The following is a 17,399-nucleotide window of genomic DNA, read 5'->3' on the forward strand; positions in this document are numbered from 1 at the left end:
GCACGCCATGGATTCCGGTAGCCCGACATGATCAAACGCCTGCTTGTTGTTCTCGCCAGCGCCTCATTGTTGTTCATCAGCAATGCCCGGGCCGAAACCAGTCCCGACACCGATCTGGTGCTGCTCACCGAAAACTTCCCGCCGTACAACATGGCGAAGAACGGCAAGAATTTCGCCCAGGGCGACAACATCAACGGCATTGCCACGGACATCGTTCGCGAGATGTTCCAGCGCGCCGGCCTCACTTACAGCCTGACCCTGCGTTTCCCCTGGGAGCGTGTCTACAAACTCGCCCTGGAGAATCCCGGCTACGGGGCCTTCGTCATGGCGCGCCTGCCCGATCGCGAAAGACTGTTCAAATGGGTCGGCCCAATCGGCCCGGACGACTGGATCCTGCTGGCCAAGGCTGACAGCAAGATCACCCTCGAAACCCTCAATGATGCGCGCAAATACAAGATCGGCGCCTACAAGGGCGATGCGATTGCCGAGACGCTCACCAAGCAAGGCCTCAAACCGGTGGTAGTGCTGCGCGATCAGGACAACGCAAAAAAACTGCTCAATGGCCAGATCGATCTGTGGGCCACGGGTGATCCTGCCGGCCGTTATCTGGCGCGGCAGGATGGCGTGACCGGCCTGAAGACCGTGCTGCGCTTCAACAGCGCCGAGTTGTATCTGGCGCTGAACAAGGACGTCTCCGATGAGGTGGTCAACAAGCTACAGACCGCGCTGGATCAGTTGCGCAAGGAAGGCGTGGTCGATGAAATCATGGCGCGCTATCTGTAACGGCTGACTCGTCGGGCTCTGGCTGGGAGGCGCTGATTTCGCCCTCGGTCGCAGGCGCAAGCACAGTCTGATCTTCGACCGCCTCCGGCTCAGTTGCGACGATGATTTCAGGCTCGGTGGGTGCGTACTGGCTGATGTGCAGGCTATTGCCATCGGTGTAGATGAAACCATCCGTCACTGCCGTGCCGTCCGCGCGCACCAGTCTGTATTCGCTCTGGGCCAGGTAGGCGGCCACTGAGCGGTTTTTGTCCACCACCGCAACCACTTCGATGGTCGCTGTATTGAGCCATTCATTCGAATGCAGTTCGCATTGGGTGAAATCGTGGCCCAGCCGTGCGGAAAACATCAGCGCGCCGTGCTGTCGGGTTTGCCATTGGGCGCCGAATTCGATGGATGTGGTCTGGGTGAAAGTACGCAAGCCGCCAGTACGCTGGGCGCGCTGCGCATTCCACCTGAATATCTGGCTGTCGTTGCCACTGTTGCGTGCGTGACCGACGAGGATGTAGCGATCCTTGCGTTCAAGCAGATAGAAGGGCGAGTGACGCCATTGCTCAGCGGCGGTGTAACGCGGATCGTTGACCGTGAACCAGGGGAGGCTGGCGGTGTAAGTCGCATCGTCCGTTGGCTCTACAGGTGTTGGCGTCTCGCCGCAGAGCACCGGTGGCGATGGGCGTGTAGACATCTGCAGGCCGATCTGCAAGCGCAAGCAGTAGACCGGGAAACTGGCCGGTCGGCTGTAGTCACTCAGGCTGAAAAAACTCCCCGATGCCAAATAGACTTCGCCCGGCAAAGCGGCTGGAGGAACGGCGCTCCAGGTGCTGACGCGCTGTCGGGCCTTGCTGCCCTTGTCGTCCCAGATCAGATCGGTGGTATTCGACGCGATCACCAGGTCTTCGCGAACGCAGCGCACCGCGTTGAGCGAAGGTTTTTCATGATCGTTCGAGCACACCGACCCCAGCGCTACGTAGCCTGCGGGAGCTAGCGGTCGCCAGATCGACAGATCTCTTTTCGAGCCTGATCCGGAGTCCTTCCAGACCAGCTCGTAATCATCGGGACGTCGCAGTGCCCTGCCTTTGGTGGGATCAGTGCTGGCAATGTCTGCCTCACAAACAACCGCGACCACGCGTTCACCGTTGATGTTGCCAACGCCTCTGGTGACGAAGTCGCCCAAGGGGAAATAACCGGGCAGCGCGTCGGGAGCCGGGGTCGGGCGCCAGAACGACGCGGGTCTGGCCGACAAACCGTTGGTATCCCAGATGCGCAGAAATTCTGTTGTGAAGTTGATCAGCAGGTTATCGATGCGGATCGGTTCAGTCCGCCCAACGGGCGGGATAATCGGGGCGTTGTTTGTCATGGGCACTCCTGATAGTTGCAAGCGACTCAAAGGAGTCGCGACCTGTTGCAGGTCTCACTATCCGGAAGGGGGAGGGGCGTTCGGTGGTAACTATGTATTGCAACGTGACCGGGTGTTACCGGTAAATGCCATCCTTGCCATGGCCAGCCATGGCGCGGTTGCTGCGCACGCTGATCATCTGCCTGATATCGATCCAGTCGATGCCCTGCGCTTTGAGCTTGGGTAATTCGCGCTCGAGCACCGCCAGGGTCTGCGGATACGGATGGCCGATCATCACCGCTGAACCCTGTTTGTGCGCCAAGGCGATTGCGGTCTGTAGCTGAGTGGCAATGGCCGCTTCGGTGCGCTCATCATCGAGAAACACGTCTCTGGAAACGCTGGCCAGGTCGATTTTCTGCGCCTGCTGCGCAGCGACCGTTTGAGCGCTGGTGCGGCTGTCGACGAAGAACTTGTGCCGACGCTGCAATTCGCCCATCAACCACGCCATCGCCGCAGGCTGCGCGGTCATGCGGCTGCCCATGTGATTGTTGATGCCGGCAGTGAACGGGACTTTTTCGAACGCAGCATTCAGGCGTTTCTGCAGTTCTTCGAGGGGCAGTTCCGGGTGCCAGGCGTAAGGCCCGGTGGCCGGGTCCATGGGCATGTGCAGGATGACGATCTTGCCGGCGCGATGAGCTTCGCGGGCAAATTCCGTGGCGTGGGGGGTATCGGGCATGATCGCCGCCGTGACCGGGCCGGGCAGGGCGAGCACGCGACGATCCCGGGGCAGGTTCTGCCCCAGGTCATCGATGATCAGTGTCAGGTAGGCCTTGTGCGGCGAGGAACTGGCGGGCTCTGCTTGGGCAAGACCCGCCAGACAGCACAACAGAACGCAGAGGGAACGCAGCAACATCCTCAGCGGCCGGACGTGATGCTCAGGCCTTTGAGCAGGCTCAGGGCCTGGGCCAACTGGTAATCGTCATCCTGCGGCATCGCTTTCGCCTTGCCGCCGGAACCGCTCGGTTTGTCGGCGCCGCCGTTGCCGTTGCCCAGGTGACCTTGCAGATCAGCTTCCTTGAAGTACTCGCTGTCGGCTTCGTTGGTGATCTTCGCGCGGCGCACTTCGATGTCCGGCACGATGCCCTGAGCCTGGATCGAGCGGCCGTTCGGCGTGAAATACAGCGCGGTGGTGATCTTCAGCGCGCGGTCGTTGTTCAGCGGCAGCACGGTCTGCACCGAGCCCTTGCCGAAACTGGTGGTGCCCATGACCACGGCACGTTTCTGGTCCTGCAGGGCGCCGGCGACGATCTCCGAAGCCGAGGCACTGCCACCGTTGATCAGCACGACCATCGGTACCGCTTCGCTCTCGTCCTTGCCGGTGGCGGAGAAGCGCAACTCGGAGTTGGCAATGCGGCCCTTGGTGTAGACGATCAGGCCCTTGGTGATGAAATGGTCGACCACTTCAACCGCCGATTGCAGCACGCCGCCCGGGTTGTTGCGCAGGTCGAGGATGATGCCGTTGAGCTTCTTGCCGTTGTCCTTGCGCAGTTTGGCCAGAGCCTTGGAGACTTCTTCGCCGGTCTTGACCTGGAACTGGGTGATGCGGATATAGCCGTAGCCCGATTCCAGCAGCTGCGCCTTGACGCTCTTGACCTGAATCACTGCACGGGCCAGGGTCACGTCGAACGGCGTGCCGCCATCGCGAACCAGGGTCAGGGTGATTTTCTGACCGATCTTGCCGCGCATCTTGTCGACGGCTTCGGTCATGGTCTGGCCACGGGTTGGCTGGCCGTTGATCTTGACGATGAAGTCGCCAGCCTGGATGCCCGCCTTCGACGCTGGCGTGTCATCAATCGGCGAGACGACCTTGATGAAGCCGTCTTCGGCGCCGACTTCGATGCCCAGACCGCCGAATTCACCGCTGGTGCTTTCCTGCAGCTCGGTGAAATCTTCCGGGCCAAGGTAGGCCGAATGCGGATCGAGGTTGCTGAGCATGCCCTTGATCGCGTTTTCCAGCAGGGTCTTGTCGTCCACAGGCTCGACGTACGCGGCTTTGATCCGGTCCATGACCTCGGCGAAGGTGCGCAGCTCTTCCAGTGGCAACGGCGCCTTGGCGGTCGCGGCAGTGCCTGCCGGAGCGACGGTCGGGGCCGGTTGCGCGGCGAACGCCAGAGGCGCGCCGATCACCAGGGCGATCGTCAGGGCCAGCGAGGTAAGGCGGGACAAATGCAGCATGTCGAACGAACTCCTGAATTAGGTGGTGCGCTTATCCTTGCGCACGGCACCATTGCGCCGGATCACTCGGGTGACCCTGCTGACGAATTGCGAAATACAGCGCTGGCGTGTCCTGACCGCCACTGTTACCGACAGTGGAAATCGACTCGCCCGCCTTGACCACATCACCCGCCGACTTGAGCAGCGTCTGGTTGTGGCCGTAAAGACTCAGAAAACCGTTGCCGTGATCAAGAATCACCAGCAAACCGGCACCGCGCAGCCAATCGGCGAACACCACGCGCCCGCCGTGTACGGCGTGCACCTGGCTGCCGGCGGAGGCGCTGATCATCACGCCATCCCACTTGGTGCGGGCGTCGTCGCCACGGCTTTCACCGAAGCGTGCGAGTAATCGACCATCAACCGGCCACGGAAGTTTTCCCCGGGTTGCAGCAAATGGCCCGCCAAACGTTTCGCCGCTGCTCGATACCAGCGCGCCGGGGCTTGATCTGGCGGGTTTTCGTGGGGCGTCGCTGTTTTCAGCCTGCGCCTCACGCAAACGCTTTTTTTCCGCTTCCTGCTGGGCGATCAGCGCTTTCTGCCGCGCCTCTTCTGCCTCACGAGCCTGTCGGGCCAGGGTTTCTTCAATGGTTTTAAGGACTTTAGACAGGTCTGCCTGATCCTGCTCGCGGGCGGCGAGTTTCTGGTCGCGGGCCTTGACGTCGTCATTGAGTCTGGCGAGAACCTGCTGGCGCTCCTTGCGGACTTTCTCGAGTGCTTCGCGCTGCGTGTCGAGGTCGCTTTTCTGCACCAGCAACTGCGCTTGCTGCAGACCGATGTCTTTTTCGACATTGGCCAGTTGGCGCAGGGTTTCGTTGAAGTTCTTCAACTGCTCCAGGCGTGCCTGGCTCAGGTAGTCGTAATAGGTGAGGGTGCGGGCGAATTTCTCGGGATTCTGCTGGTTGAGCAGCAGCTTGAGGTATTCCTGGCGGCCGTTCTGGTACGCCGCTCGGGCCTGAATGGCGATCAGTCGCTGCTGTTCAGTGCGCGCGCTCTGGAGTTTTTTTTTCTCTGCATCGAGCCGCTGCAGCTCGGATTCGCTTTTCTGCAGTTCTTTCTGCAGCGCGTCGACCTGCTGTTGCAGCTTGCCCATCTCGGTTTCAGTGCCCTTGAGCTCTTTCTGCACGCCGGACTTTTCTTCCTGCAGCTTGCCCAGAAGCTTTTTCAGCTCGGCGATATCCTGACGCGTGGCGTCCAACTGCTGTTGGGTTTGCGCGCGCTCGTCGGCGAAGGCCGGCTGGAGCAGACAGGTCAGAGCAAGGGCGATCAGGACGCGAAGCATAGGGGCGGGCGGCACCAGGGTAAGGGACGGCCTAGTATGCCCGCCCGAGGCTGCAAAAAAAACGCCCAATTGGGGCTGTGTGATAACTGGCTGGAGATACAGCTGAAAATAATCTTCGAAACCAGCACAAACCACTGTGGGAGCTGGCTTGCCAGCGATGGCGGCTGCACATTCAACATAAATGCTGGCTGTCAGCTTGCTATCGCTGGCAAGCCAGCTCCCACAGGGTTTTTGCGGTGTTTTCCGGATTCGGCTCAGACCAGGATCGAAGTCCCGGTCATCTCCGCCGGTTTTTCCAGACCCAGCAGCATCAGCATGGTCGGCGCTACGTCCGCCAGCACGCCGCCTTCGCGCACTTTCAGGTCGCGTTTGCCGACGTAGATGAACGGCACCGGCTCGGTGGTGTGCGCGGTATGCGCCTGGCCGGTGGATTCATCAGCCATTTGCTCGACGTTGCCGTGGTCGGCGGTGATCAGCGCTTCGCCGCCGACTTTTTCCAGCGCTTCAACGATGCGACCGACGCAGGTGTCGAGGCACTCGACCGCTTTGACCGCTGCATCGAACACACCGCTGTGGCCGACCATGTCGCCGTTGGCGTAGTTGACCACGATCACGTCGTAGCGCTGGTTTTCGATGGCGTCGACGATACGGTCGGTGACTTCCGGCGCGCTCATTTCCGGCTGCAAGTCGTAGGTGGCGACTTTCGGCGACGGGATCAGGATGCGCTCTTCGCCCGGGAACGGTTCTTCACGACCGCCGGAAAAGAAGAAGGTCACGTGGGCGTATTTTTCGGTTTCAGCGATGCGCAGCTGGGTCTTGCCGTTTTTTGCCAGGTAATCACCAAGAACGTTTTCCAGGCTGCCGGCGGCGAAGGCCGACGGTGCCGGAATACTTGCGGCGTACTGGGTAAGCATGACGAAACCGGCCAGTTTCGGCTGACGGGCGCGCGCGAATTCCTTGAAATCGTCTTCGACGAACACCCGGGTCAGCTCGCGGGCGCGGTCGGCACGGAAGTTCATGAACACCACGGCATCGCCGTCTTCGACTTTGACCGGCTCACCGATGGAAGTGGCTTTGACGAATTCGTCGCTTTCGCCACGGGCGTAGGCGGCTTCGAGACCTTCCTGAGCGGTGGCGGCGTTGAATTCGCCGTTGCCGTCGACGATCAGGTTGTAGGCCTGGGCGACGCGATCCCAACGGTTGTCACGGTCCATGGCGTAATAGCGGCCGATGATGCTGGCGATCCGGCCTTTGCCCAATGCCTGGAACGTCGCGTCGAGCAGTTCGATCGACGAGGCAGCGCTTTTCGGCGGCGTGTCGCGGCCATCGAGGAAGGCGTGCAGATAGATTTTTTCGGCGCCGCGCTTGAAGGCCAGCTCGGCCATGGCGATCAGGTGATCCTGATGGCTGTGCACGCCGCCATCGGACAGCAGGCCCATGAAGTGCACGGCTTTGCCGGCGGCCACGGCTTTATCCACAGCGGCGCAGATGGTCGGATTGTCGAAGAATTCGCCGTCGCGGATCGCTTTGGTCACACGGGTGAAGTCCTGATACACCACGCGCCCTGCGCCGAGGTTCATGTGGCCGACTTCGGAGTTGCCCATCTGGCCGTCCGGCAGACCGACGTCCATGCCGCTGCCCGAGATCAAGCCGTTCGGCACGGTGGCCCACAGACGATCCAGCACGGGTTTCTTTGCCGCGAACACAGCATTGGATTCGGGGCTGTCGCTGTGACCGAAGCCGTCGAGAATCATCAGGACCAAAGGTTTGGGCGTAGTCGTCATGGAATCCACTCGTGGCTGATAAAGAAGAGGGCGATGGAAAACGGAGTTGGAGTTTAAAGCGAAGTTCCGACCGCGTCACCGCCGGACGGGGTTTGGCCGACCATAGTGGCTGTGTATACTGGCCGACATTTTAACGCCCTGGAACCTCCTTCGATGGTTGCTCACCTGATTGAATTTGCCACTAACCACTACATTCTTGTCGGTATCTTCGTCGTACTTCTGGCTCTGTTGCTGGCGCACACGATGCAGGGCGGCGGCAAGAGCCTGAGCACCGGCGAGCTGACCGCACTGGTCAATAAAGACGCAGGCGTGGTGGTGGACATCCGTCCGGCCAAGGATTATGCCGCTGGCCACATCGTCGGCGCGGTGAACATCCCGCAAGACAAACTGGCCGCCCGCGTCGGGGAGCTGGAAAAACACAAGGCCAAGACCATCATTCTGGTCGATGCCCTCGGCCAGACCGCCGGCACCCACGCCCGCGAACTGATGAAGTCCGGCTTCACCGCCGCCAAGCTGTCCGGCGGGATTTCCAGCTGGAAAGGCGACAACCTGCCGCTGGTGAAATGACATGAGCGAAGTCATCGTCTATTCCAGCGATTACTGCCCTTACTGCTCGCGCGCCAAGCATCTGCTCGCCAGCAAAGGCGTGGCCTTCGAAGAGATCAAGGTCGATGGCAAGCCGCAGCTGCGTGCCGAAATGACCAAAAAGGCCGGGCGCACGTCCGTGCCGCAAATCTGGATCGGCGCAAAGCACATCGGCGGTTGCGATGATTTATACGCCCTGGAGCGCGCCGGCAAACTCGACGCGCTGCTCAAGGGCTGAACGGCTGCACCCACGTACAGCACTCCCTAAAAGACCCAAGATCGATAAGGATCTGAGATGACTGACCAACAGAACACTGCAGCCAGCGAAGAAGAAACCGCACCGCAATTCTCCTTGCAGCGCATCTACGTACGCGACCTGTCCTTCGAAGCCCCGAAAAGCCCGGCGATCTTCCGCCAGCAGTGGGATCCGGCGGTCGGTCTGGATCTGAACACCCGCCAGAAAGCGCTGGAAGGCGATTTCTACGAAGTGGTGCTGACCCTTTCCGTTACCGTGAAAAACGGCGAAGAAGTGGCCTTCATCGCTGAAGTGCAACAGGCCGGTATCTTCCTGATCAAGAATCTGGACGCGGCTTCGATGAGCCACACCCTCGGTGCGTTCTGCCCGAACATCCTGTTCCCGTACGCCCGCGAAACCCTGGACAGCCTTGTCACCCGCGGTTCGTTCCCGGCGCTGATGCTGGCCCCCGTGAACTTCGACGCCCTGTACGCGCAAGAGCTGCAGCGCATGCAGGAAAGCGGCGAGACCCCGACCGTTCAGTAAGACGGTTCAGTAATACCCATGTGGGAGCGAGCCTGCTCGCGAAAGCGGTCTGTCAGACACATCAATGTTGACTGACACTCCGTAATCGCGAGCAGGCTCGCTCCCACATTTGCTTGCGGCGTTACTTGAAGTCGTTCTGCCGCCACGCTTCGTACACGGCGACCGCCACGGTGTTGGACAGGTTCAGGCTGCGGCAGCCTTCGCGCATCGGCAGGCGCAGGCGCTGTTCGGCGGGCAGGGCGTCGAGCACGTCCGCTGGCAGGCCACGGCTTTCCGGACCGAACAGAAACGCGTCGCCGGGCACGAACGCGGCATCATGGAACGGCCGCGAACCCTTGGTGGTGAAGGCGAACACGCGCGGGTTGCCCAGACTTTCCAGACAACTGGCCAGATCAGCGTGACGCTGTAACGTGGCATATTCGTGGTAGTCGAGACCGGCACGGCGCAGGCGCTTGTCGTCCATCTCGAAACCCAGTGGTTCGATCAAATGCAGGTGGCAGCCGCTGTTGGCGCACAGCCTGATAACGTTGCCGGTGTTCGGCGGAATTTCTGGTTGAAAAAGGATGACGTGAAACATGCACGGCTCCGAAGGTAAAGATGAGCGGCATTCTACGCCGCCTGTGGACAACCGTTCGAAACTATTCCCGCGAGTCATCGGCTCGCTGGCGATTGTCGGCTTGATGATCGGCTTGATGATTGGCCGTCTGACCACGCCGGATCCGAGCGTGCTGGAGCAGGTCGAGGTTACCGATGGCGGCCTGGTGGTGTGGTTCAACAATGAGCCTAAGCTGCACGGCGAGATCATCGACGGCACCGTCGCGCTGCTGTTTCAGGCCGAAGGTCGACCGCAGAAAGGCCAGCTCAGGCTCAACGGCAAGGACGTCAACTGGCGCACGCGCAAGAGTGATGGCGGATTGTTGCTGACGGTGCTGGCGGCGCGCCCGTTGCAGGGCGACTGGGTTGGCAGCGAGGTCGATGATCGTTGGCGGCTGGAGATCCGCTTGAGCGAGCCCTAGGGGCAAGTCCTCATCACTGGGCGCGCTCCGACACTGTTTGAGGTCGTTTCCCACTGCGGCCGTCTCCCTTTCCCATCTCCGTTCGATGCTCGTCCACGCTATCGTTTGCCCCTTCAAACGGCAGGATGCCGAAACCCGTTGTCCCCTTGCTCGACAGCATGGGGCGTCTTTTTCAAGGATGAAAACATGCCAGTAAAACCCCCTCGCGGTGGCGGTACCCACGTGGACGTTCCGGGCAGCCTGCATCGGGCTGCGGACGCCGACATTTCGCTCCACGGCCACCCGGGTCGCACAGGCGTCGATGTGAATTTTGCTCAGCACCATTTGCTGCCGCGCGTCGAATCATCCAGTGATGCGACCCTGGGTGCCATACCCCCTGCCGCGGCCGTTGTGGTGCGCGCACTCGCAGAAGGTATTCGCCCTCCCGCCACCCAGCCTTCGCTGGACAATTACGTCACCAACGCCCGAGCGATACTTCCACAGGTCAACAGTGAGGGTTTGCGGGTGATCAGTCGGCGAACCTACGCAGACCTGGTCAACGGCGACCTGGTGCCTGTCGCAGTGGATCCTGCGACGGGTCTGTATCGAGCCCGGCGGCCAAGCGAGTTGCTCCCATCCGGCCCGGTGATGCTGCGCGATGTGGACAGCGGACTTTGGTATGCGCGTGAAGTCGCGGAGCCCACCACCCGGGAGCAGATCCGCAAGTACCTGCCCGACACGACCGACGAGGACGCGGACGCCTTCATCGCCCGGTTCGATGACAAGGACGGGGCAGAGCTTGAGCTCAAGCATATCCAGCTTGGGCTGGCGCAATTGGACTCAACGCGTTTTGACCTGCCGATCAGTCGAGGTCGCATTTCATCGGACAAGGAGTTACATGAGGCGCGGAATATATGGGCGACGTTTCGCCAGTTGTACCGATGGCAAGGTCAGCCCGAACAGCGCGTCTACCGTGACGGGCGGCATGTGGGCTTCAAGCTGGAAATCGATCTGACGATATGGCCAGTTCAAAAACCGCTTTCCTTGAAATTCAGCTCAGTGATTTCTCTGACTTTAAGAGGCCGTGGCCGGCTGGACCCGGACGTGTTTTGCGCACAGTTTCCCAATCTTGAAAGTCTGACCATTACCAGTCAGGCAATCGAAGTGGAAGGGCGGTTTCAAGGCTGGAACGTGATCGAACGGGCTTATTCGAAATTCAGGCTGGATTCGCGATTTGCCGAGCAATTGAAAAGATTCCCGCGTTTGCAAAGGCTGCACCTGCAGGACTGTGAACTAACGTCTGACTTTTCCGTACGAGGCCTTGCCAGGCTAAACGAGCTATGGCTTTGCAACACATTCGAGGCCCCGGTGAACAGCCTGGACATGCAGATGCGGCGTCAGGAGCAAGTCACCTTTTTGCAAGTGGCAGCTGATATCAGAGGGATGACTGAACTGCGGGTGCTGGATCTGAGCCGCACCGGAATACACCTGCTGCCTTCCGGACTTGAGGCCATCGACGTGGCGTCGAAGCTGGAAGTGTTGAGACTGGGGGGCAATCCGCTTTCGATCAGCCCCTCACTCGAACACATGACCGCACTGCAGGAGCTGGATCTTTCCAATACACGATTGCAAAGATTTCCCGAGGGCATTACCGACAGGATTCCCGCAAGTGAACTGAATCTTGCGGACAATCACATCAGGTCGATCCCCGAATCCGTGGAGCTCAGAGCGGGCTTCAATCTCATCGGCAATCCGATAATGGACCCGGCCTCTTTACGGCGGTTGATACGAGCACGTGTAGAGACAGGCACCGATATCTGGCTTGGGCAGGAAAGCAGCGATGTAACTGCCGATCTCTGGCTACGCAATGTGCCACAGGAACAGATAGCGGAAAAACAAGCGCTGTGGGACAGGCATAACGCCGCAATGCCACTGGCAGTGACCGGCATTCTTCGTCGACTGAGTCGAACGCCCGAGTTTCACGTGGAGCGCCCGCTTCTGCAGCGGCGCGTGTGGTGGTTTCTGGAAATGTATGACAGCGCCGAAGTTAACGAGCGGGCCAGGCTCGACGTCATTCTTTATACGGAAACGAGTCCCGGGAGAATGCTGGACGGGCTGGAGAATGAAATCCGCAGCTATGACGGAGGACGACAGAGTCAGCCGCTGCACCCTTTGCCCAAGCGTCCCAGGTTCGAGTAACTCGCAGGAGTACGCAGTGCCGATGCAAAAGCGGCAAACCTCGACCCGTCTGTAACAGCAATGCCACCCCCCCATCGTCTCTGGGATAAATGCCAGGGACGACTTTCAAGGATGAAAACATGCCAGTAAAACCACCCCGCAGTGGCAGCACCCGCGTGGACACGGATGTTCACCCGGCCATGACCCGACGTCTGGACAAGGATTTCGCACTGGTGCGCACTCCCGATCTCAATGGCACCGCCCCCTGGGTTCGTGGCGATGATCCGAAGCTGCGGGGCAGCTTGCCGGGCGATGTTGTCGGCGCGGACAGGACCTTGCCGACGCCGATGGTCGAGGTTCGCCCTGCGCCCCACACCAATCCAAGTCCTCCCGTCATCGCCAGGTCGCTGGACAGTTATGCAATGCGATCACCGGCCGGACTGCCGGCAGCTGACGGTGACGGCTTCAGGCTGTACAAAAAACGTCAGTATGTGGATGTGTCTGGCGGCGGCATCGTTCTGGTAGGGGTGGATCCGGACAGCGGATTTTATCGCGCTCGACTCCCCAGCGAGTTGCTGCCCACCGGTCCATGGATGTTGCGGGATAGCCGCAGCGGCCTCTGGCATCCGCACAACGACTTCAACGCACGCACCGATCCTCTGACCGCTGCGGGTTTGCAGGGATTTCGCAGCGGGCTGGATCTCAGCGGCGTCGCCCCCGGCAGCGACGGCGTGGTACGTCACGCTGGCAAGCTCTACGTGGTCATTGATCAACAGGCGTATCAGGTTTTGCAGGATCTTGCTGCGTCTCGCCCGGAATACAAGGTCTGGCGTCTGGTTGATCCCAGTCATCCCGGCGCCACCGACAGCGCAAACATTTATCGCGCCAGCCTCGGCGGTGAGACGCTGGCCATTACCCGGAACGAGCGCAATACCTGGGTTTCCATCCTTCCTGGTTTACGCGGGGGCATGCAGCGCAATGAGGCTGCAGGTGCCAATCCGTTCAACTTTCATCGCCCCTGGCTCACTGACTCCGGCCCTTCACGGGGGCAAGCTGCGGTCGCAGACGCGACCACGCGGGCGCAGGTAAAACGCTATTTCGCCGACTCCACCGATCAGCATGCCGATGATTTCATTGCCCGATTTGCTGAGGCAGGTGCGGCTGAGGTGGAGCTCAAACGGCTACAGCTTGAGTTTCCTCAACTCAACCGTGAGGTCACTGCGTGGGAGACTGCCTACAGGGGTGACAGCAGTGCCGAGCGCATTCGGCGACTGGCAATAGGTGCCAGCGTGCGTCGATTGTTCAAGTGGCAGGGCGACAGTTCGGAAAAAGTCTACCGGGATGGCCGGCTGATCGGCTTCAGGTTGAAACTGGATTTGGGCGCGCGGGGGAATTTCGCCCTTCCGGTTTTTTCGACTCGACTCGGATCTGTTGTGTCTCTTGGCCTGGAGGGACGCACCTCTAGGAATCTGGGAGATCTGTTGTCGATGTTCCCGCGCATGGACACCTTGCAAACACGCAGAATCGACGGCCAGAACTTGCTTGCCCAACTCGACAAGCTCCCACAGTTGAGAGTCCTGGAAATTCGTGAAAGCAGTCTGTTGCTGTCGTCGACAGGCCTCGACCACTTCGCCACATTGACCGGGCTGGAAGAGTTGAGCCTGATCAACTGTGGTATCTGGCCCGATCTTTCAGTGCGAGGGATGACCGGGTTACGGGTATTGCGCGCACGTTCCTGTGGCTTGCTCCGTCTGCCTTTCGGATTGGATGAGGTGGCCGTGGCGTCACGGTTGCAGGTGCTTGATCTGTACCACAATCCCGAACTGCGACATCCGCCTGATGTGACCCAGATGTCCGAATTGCGAGTATTGGATCTGTCCCATACCCGCATATCCGCGCCGCCACCCGGGCTTGGCATGCAGAGCGGTCCTTCGCGACTCCAGGTCTTGAATTTATCCAGCACCCCACTCGCTGTGGCGCCGTCGCTCAGCGCAATGTCGGCATTGCTGGAGGTTGACCTGAGCCATACCGCGATAAAAACTTTCCCGGACGGCGTGAACTCCGAGGTTCCCCGAGCACGTCTGGATCTGAGTTATACCCGGATCGAATCAATCCCCGAAGCTGTTGAACTCAGGGAAGGTTTCAACCTTACCGGCACGTTGATTTCCGATCCTGTCTACTTTCGGCGGTTGATTGCTGCACGTCGGCAAACAGGTACGGACATCTGGTTGGGACGAGCTTCGAGCCATCTGGTCATAGACCACTGGATGCACAATGTTCCACAGGCGCAACGCGCCGCCCGGATTTCCCTCTGGGACTCGTTAATCGATCAGACGAATGTTGCCATGATGGGCAAAATCAGAGAGCTGGTCCGCACGCCTGAGTTTCAGGTTGAGCGGCCGCTTCTGCAGCGTCGGGTCTGGGCGTTTCTGGAACATTTCCAAAAGGCGAGTCTTGGTGAGCAAGACGCTTTGCGGGACATCGCGATAACGGAGTCCAGTCCCGGAAAAATGCTGGAAAGGCTCGAAGAGGAAATGACGAAGTTCGACTCAACCTGGCAGCACCAGCCCCCGCATCATTTGCCCAAGCGGCCGCGGCTTGCATAGGGGGGTGCAAACCGCAGGCGGCACGATGCCGGCATCATCACCCCTGCACAAAAGCGCAGGCTGATGACGTTCGGCCTGCCCTGCCATTCCCACATTTGCTAGCGTCATTTCCCACCGGAGCCGTCTGTTTTTCCGCTGCGCGTCAACGTTAACGCAGGCTATCGTTGGTCTTCCCAGCTAACCGGCAGGATGCCGACCCCCCCGCCTGAGCATGAATGGCGGGGCGACTTTTCAAGGATGAAAAAACATGTCAGTAAAACCACCTCGCGGGGGCAGCACCCACGTTGATACGGATGTCCACACGTTCCCGAAGCGAAGCTCGGACAAGGATTTCACAGCGGCGGATATGCCCGTCCGCGATGGCACGGTCCCCTGGGCTGGTCTCGATGATCTGATGTCGCTTAGCACCAAACCTGGCGACGACGCAGGCCCGAATACGATCCTATCGGCGCCGGTGGTCGAGGTTCGCCCGGCACCGGAGGTTGCTGCCATCTCTCCTGTGATACACCGGTCGCTGGAGACTTACCGGATAACATCAACCACCGAATTGCCTGACGCTGATGGCGAAGGCTTCAGGTTGTACAAAAATCGCCGTTATGTTGACGTCCCTGGCAGTGGCCTCGTTCTCGTCGCAGTTGATCCGGATACGGGATGGTATCGCGCTCGACATCCCGGCGAGTTGTACCCTTGCGGCCCATGGATGTTGCGCGATAGCGAAAGCGGCATCTGGCATCCGCACAGCGACTTCAGCACCCGCACCAACCCCCTGACCGCCCAAAGCCTGGATGGCTTTCATGCCGGGCTGGATGTCAGTGGCGCACAATCGGGCAGCGACGGCGTGATACGTCACGATGGCAAACTCTATGTGGTCATCCATGAGCAGGCGTATCAGGTGATGCAGGATCTGGATGCCTCCCGCCCGGAATACAGGGTTTGGCGCCTGGTCAAACCCAATGATCCCGTCGCTGCCGACAGCGCGAACATTTACCGCGCCAGCCTGGGCGGTGAAACCCTGGCGATCACCCGCAGCGAGCAGAACACCTGGGTTTGCATCCTCACAGGTTTGCGCGGCGGGATGGATGGCGCTGCTCAAGCACCTGCCAACCCGTTCAACTTTCACCGCCCCTGGCTCACCGGCGCAGGCCCCTCTGGGGGACAGCCGCCGGTTCTGGTTGCGACCACACGGGCACTGGTCAGACGCTATTTTGCTGATGCGACGGATCAACATGCCGATGATTTCATCGCAAGGTATGGGGAAGCGGGTGTGGCAGAAGTCGAACTCAAGCGGCTTGAGCTGGAGTTTCCTCGATTGAACCGTGAGATCACTGCCTGGGAGACGGGTTACAAAGGCCAGGACATTGCCGAACGCAGGCGCCGGCTGGCAATAGGGGCCAACGTGCGTCGGTTGTTCAAATGGCAGGGAGAGCATTCGGAAAAAGTCTACCGCGACGGGCGGCTGGTCGGTTTCAAGCTGGAGCTCGACCTGGGAAGTCGGCGCAATCTGGCGCTACCGGGTTGTTCCGTTCCGCTCAGATCCGTCGTATCTCTAGGCCTGGAAGGAAGTCCTTCGAAAAGTCTGGGAAAATTGTTCTCGATGCTTTCCCACATTGAAACCCTCGAAATCCGCAGATTCAATGGCAAGTGTCATGAACTGTTGGCCGAAATCGATAAACTCCCGACGTTGAAAGTCCTGACGATGCAGGAAGCCAGACTATGGCTCCCGTCGGACGGCCTTGAGCATTTCACGCGATTGACCCGTTTGCGGGAGTTGAGCCTGACGCACTGCAGTATCTGGCCGCTTTTTTCAGTGCGTGGCATGAGCGAGTTGCGGGTCTTGCGCGCACGTTCCTGTGGTTTGAGTCGTCCCCCTGTCGGGCTGGATCAATGGCCCGTGGCGTCACGGTTGGAGGTGCTTGACCTGTACCATAATCCCGATTTGACAGAAGCACCTGATGTGACTCGCATGTCCGGATTGCGAGAGTTGAATCTGGCCAATACGTTCATAACCTCGCCGCCGCCCGGGCTTGGTTTGCAGAACGGTCCGTCGCGGCTGGAGATATTGAATTTGTCGGAAAGTCGGCTGGCTGTGGCGCCCTCACTGCGGGGAATGACGGCGTTGCGGGAAGTCGATCTCCACCGAACTCGTATAAGAGAATTCCCGGACGGCGTGACATCCGATATTCCCAGGACACGTTTGAATCTGGCCTATACCGCGATCAGAGCCATTCCCGAAACCATTGAGCTGAGAAAAGGGTTTGACCTGACTGGCAGTCCGATTGCCGACCCCGCTTCTCTTCGACGATTGATAGCTGCACGTCGGCAGACGGGTACCGATCTGTGGCTGGGGAGAATCGAGGCTGATTCGGCGGACAGTCCATGGCTGCACCATGTCCCCCAAACGCAACGCGCTGAAAAGTCTGCCCTGTGGGATTCATTTGTCCTTCAAGTGAACCCCGCAATGATCAAACAACTCAGAAATCTGGTGCGTACGCCGGAATTTCAGGTTGAGCGTCTGCTTTTGCAGCGCCGGTTCTGGTCGTTTATTGAAAGCTTCCAAAAGGCCAGCGTAGGTGAGCAAGAAAGTTTGCTGAACATTGCGTCTACTGAACCCAGCTCGGGGAAAATGCTGGACAGGCTGGAGGAGGAAGTAAGGAGGTTTGACCCGACATGGCAAAACCAGCCCCCACATCATGTGCCCGAGCGCCCCAGGTTCGAATAAGGGCGGGACGCATTGCGGTGTAAAAGCGGGAATCCCTGACCTGCCTGTATCAGGGTTCCCAAAAGCATGGGCTTCGCTTGCA

14 protein-coding genes are annotated in these 17,399 nt (G+C 59.8%); 8 read left to right on the forward strand and 6 right to left on the reverse strand.

Annotated elements, in window-relative coordinates; all coding sequences use genetic code 11:
* Positions 1–27: 27 nt before the first annotated feature.
* Complete coding sequence (locus PSH90_RS01545) at positions 28–783, forward strand: ABC transporter substrate-binding protein (RefSeq protein ID WP_041477526.1); 756 nt, start codon at positions 28–30, stop codon at positions 781–783.
* Here the strand turns inward: PSH90_RS01545 and PSH90_RS01550 are convergent.
* The 5 genes from PSH90_RS01550 to gpmI form a co-directional block, all read right to left on the reverse strand.
* Complete coding sequence (locus PSH90_RS01550; protein ID WP_305382010.1) at positions 764–2,137, reverse strand: Vps62-related protein; 1,374 nt, start codon at positions 2,135–2,137, stop codon at positions 764–766. The genes PSH90_RS01545 and PSH90_RS01550 overlap by 20 nt on opposite strands.
* A 115-nt stretch (positions 2,138–2,252) precedes the next feature.
* Positions 2,253–3,029, reverse strand: coding sequence for a divergent polysaccharide deacetylase family protein (locus PSH90_RS01555; protein ID WP_305382012.1), 777 nt, complete (start codon positions 3,027–3,029; stop codon positions 2,253–2,255).
* A gap of 2 nt (positions 3,030–3,031) precedes the next feature.
* On the reverse strand, positions 3,032–4,351 hold the full coding sequence (locus PSH90_RS01560; protein ID WP_039756590.1) for a S41 family peptidase: 1,320 nt from the start codon (positions 4,349–4,351) through the stop codon (positions 3,032–3,034).
* 31 nt (positions 4,352–4,382) lie between these two features.
* On the reverse strand, positions 4,383–5,669 hold the full coding sequence (locus tag PSH90_RS01565; protein WP_305382013.1) for a murein hydrolase activator EnvC: 1,287 nt from the start codon (positions 5,667–5,669) through the stop codon (positions 4,383–4,385).
* A gap of 254 nt (positions 5,670–5,923) precedes the next feature.
* Positions 5,924–7,453 (reverse strand): 2,3-bisphosphoglycerate-independent phosphoglycerate mutase, encoded by a 1,530-nt coding sequence (gene gpmI / locus PSH90_RS01570; protein WP_305382014.1) that lies wholly within the window; start codon positions 7,451–7,453, stop codon positions 5,924–5,926.
* Positions 7,454–7,606: 153 nt separating this feature from the next.
* Here gpmI and PSH90_RS01575 point away from each other — a divergent pair, with 153 nt between their 5' ends.
* The 3 genes from PSH90_RS01575 to secB are packed head-to-tail and all read left to right on the forward strand — an operon-like array spanning position 7,607 to position 8,819.
* A complete protein-coding gene (locus PSH90_RS01575; protein WP_016772116.1) occupies positions 7,607–8,020 on the forward strand; it encodes a rhodanese-like domain-containing protein in 414 nt (137 codons plus the stop codon).
* Between the two features lies 1 nt (position 8,021).
* Entirely contained in the window at positions 8,022–8,276 is a 255-nt protein-coding gene (gene grxC, locus PSH90_RS01580) for a glutaredoxin 3 (RefSeq protein ID WP_016772115.1), read from the forward strand.
* 57 nt (positions 8,277–8,333) lie between these two features.
* Positions 8,334–8,819: a protein-export chaperone SecB gene (secB, locus tag PSH90_RS01585; RefSeq protein ID WP_016772114.1), complete on the forward strand. Its 486-nt coding sequence runs from the start codon at positions 8,334–8,336 to the stop codon at positions 8,817–8,819.
* 121 nt (positions 8,820–8,940) lie between these two features.
* Here the strand turns inward: secB and PSH90_RS01590 are convergent, their stop codons facing one another.
* Complete coding sequence (locus PSH90_RS01590) at positions 8,941–9,396, reverse strand: tRNA (cytidine(34)-2'-O)-methyltransferase (RefSeq protein ID WP_016772113.1); 456 nt, start codon at positions 9,394–9,396, stop codon at positions 8,941–8,943.
* Between PSH90_RS01590 and PSH90_RS01595 the strand changes: the two genes are divergently transcribed.
* The 4 genes from PSH90_RS01595 (at position 9,395) to PSH90_RS01610 (ending at position 17,317) form a co-directional block, all read left to right on the forward strand.
* Complete coding sequence (locus PSH90_RS01595; protein WP_071174114.1) at positions 9,395–9,835, forward strand: hypothetical protein; 441 nt, start codon at positions 9,395–9,397, stop codon at positions 9,833–9,835. The two genes, PSH90_RS01590 and PSH90_RS01595, sit on opposite strands and share 2 nt — an antisense overlap.
* 186 nt (positions 9,836–10,021) lie before the next feature.
* On the forward strand, positions 10,022–12,013 hold the full coding sequence (locus PSH90_RS01600) for a leucine-rich repeat domain-containing protein (protein ID WP_305382015.1): 1,992 nt from the start codon (positions 10,022–10,024) through the stop codon (positions 12,011–12,013).
* Between the two features lie 119 nt (positions 12,014–12,132).
* Positions 12,133–14,598, forward strand: a complete 2,466-nt coding sequence (locus PSH90_RS01605) for a leucine-rich repeat domain-containing protein (RefSeq protein ID WP_305382017.1) — start codon at positions 12,133–12,135, stop codon at positions 14,596–14,598.
* Between the two features lie 247 nt (positions 14,599–14,845).
* On the forward strand, positions 14,846–17,317 hold the full coding sequence (locus PSH90_RS01610; protein WP_305382018.1) for a leucine-rich repeat domain-containing protein: 2,472 nt from the start codon (positions 14,846–14,848) through the stop codon (positions 17,315–17,317).
* The last annotated feature ends 82 nt before the right edge of the window (positions 17,318–17,399 follow it).

The sequence above is a fragment of the Pseudomonas sp. FP1762 genome (assembly GCF_030687105.1).
Taxonomy (GTDB): Bacteria; Pseudomonadota; Gammaproteobacteria; order Pseudomonadales; family Pseudomonadaceae; genus Aquipseudomonas; species Aquipseudomonas siliginis.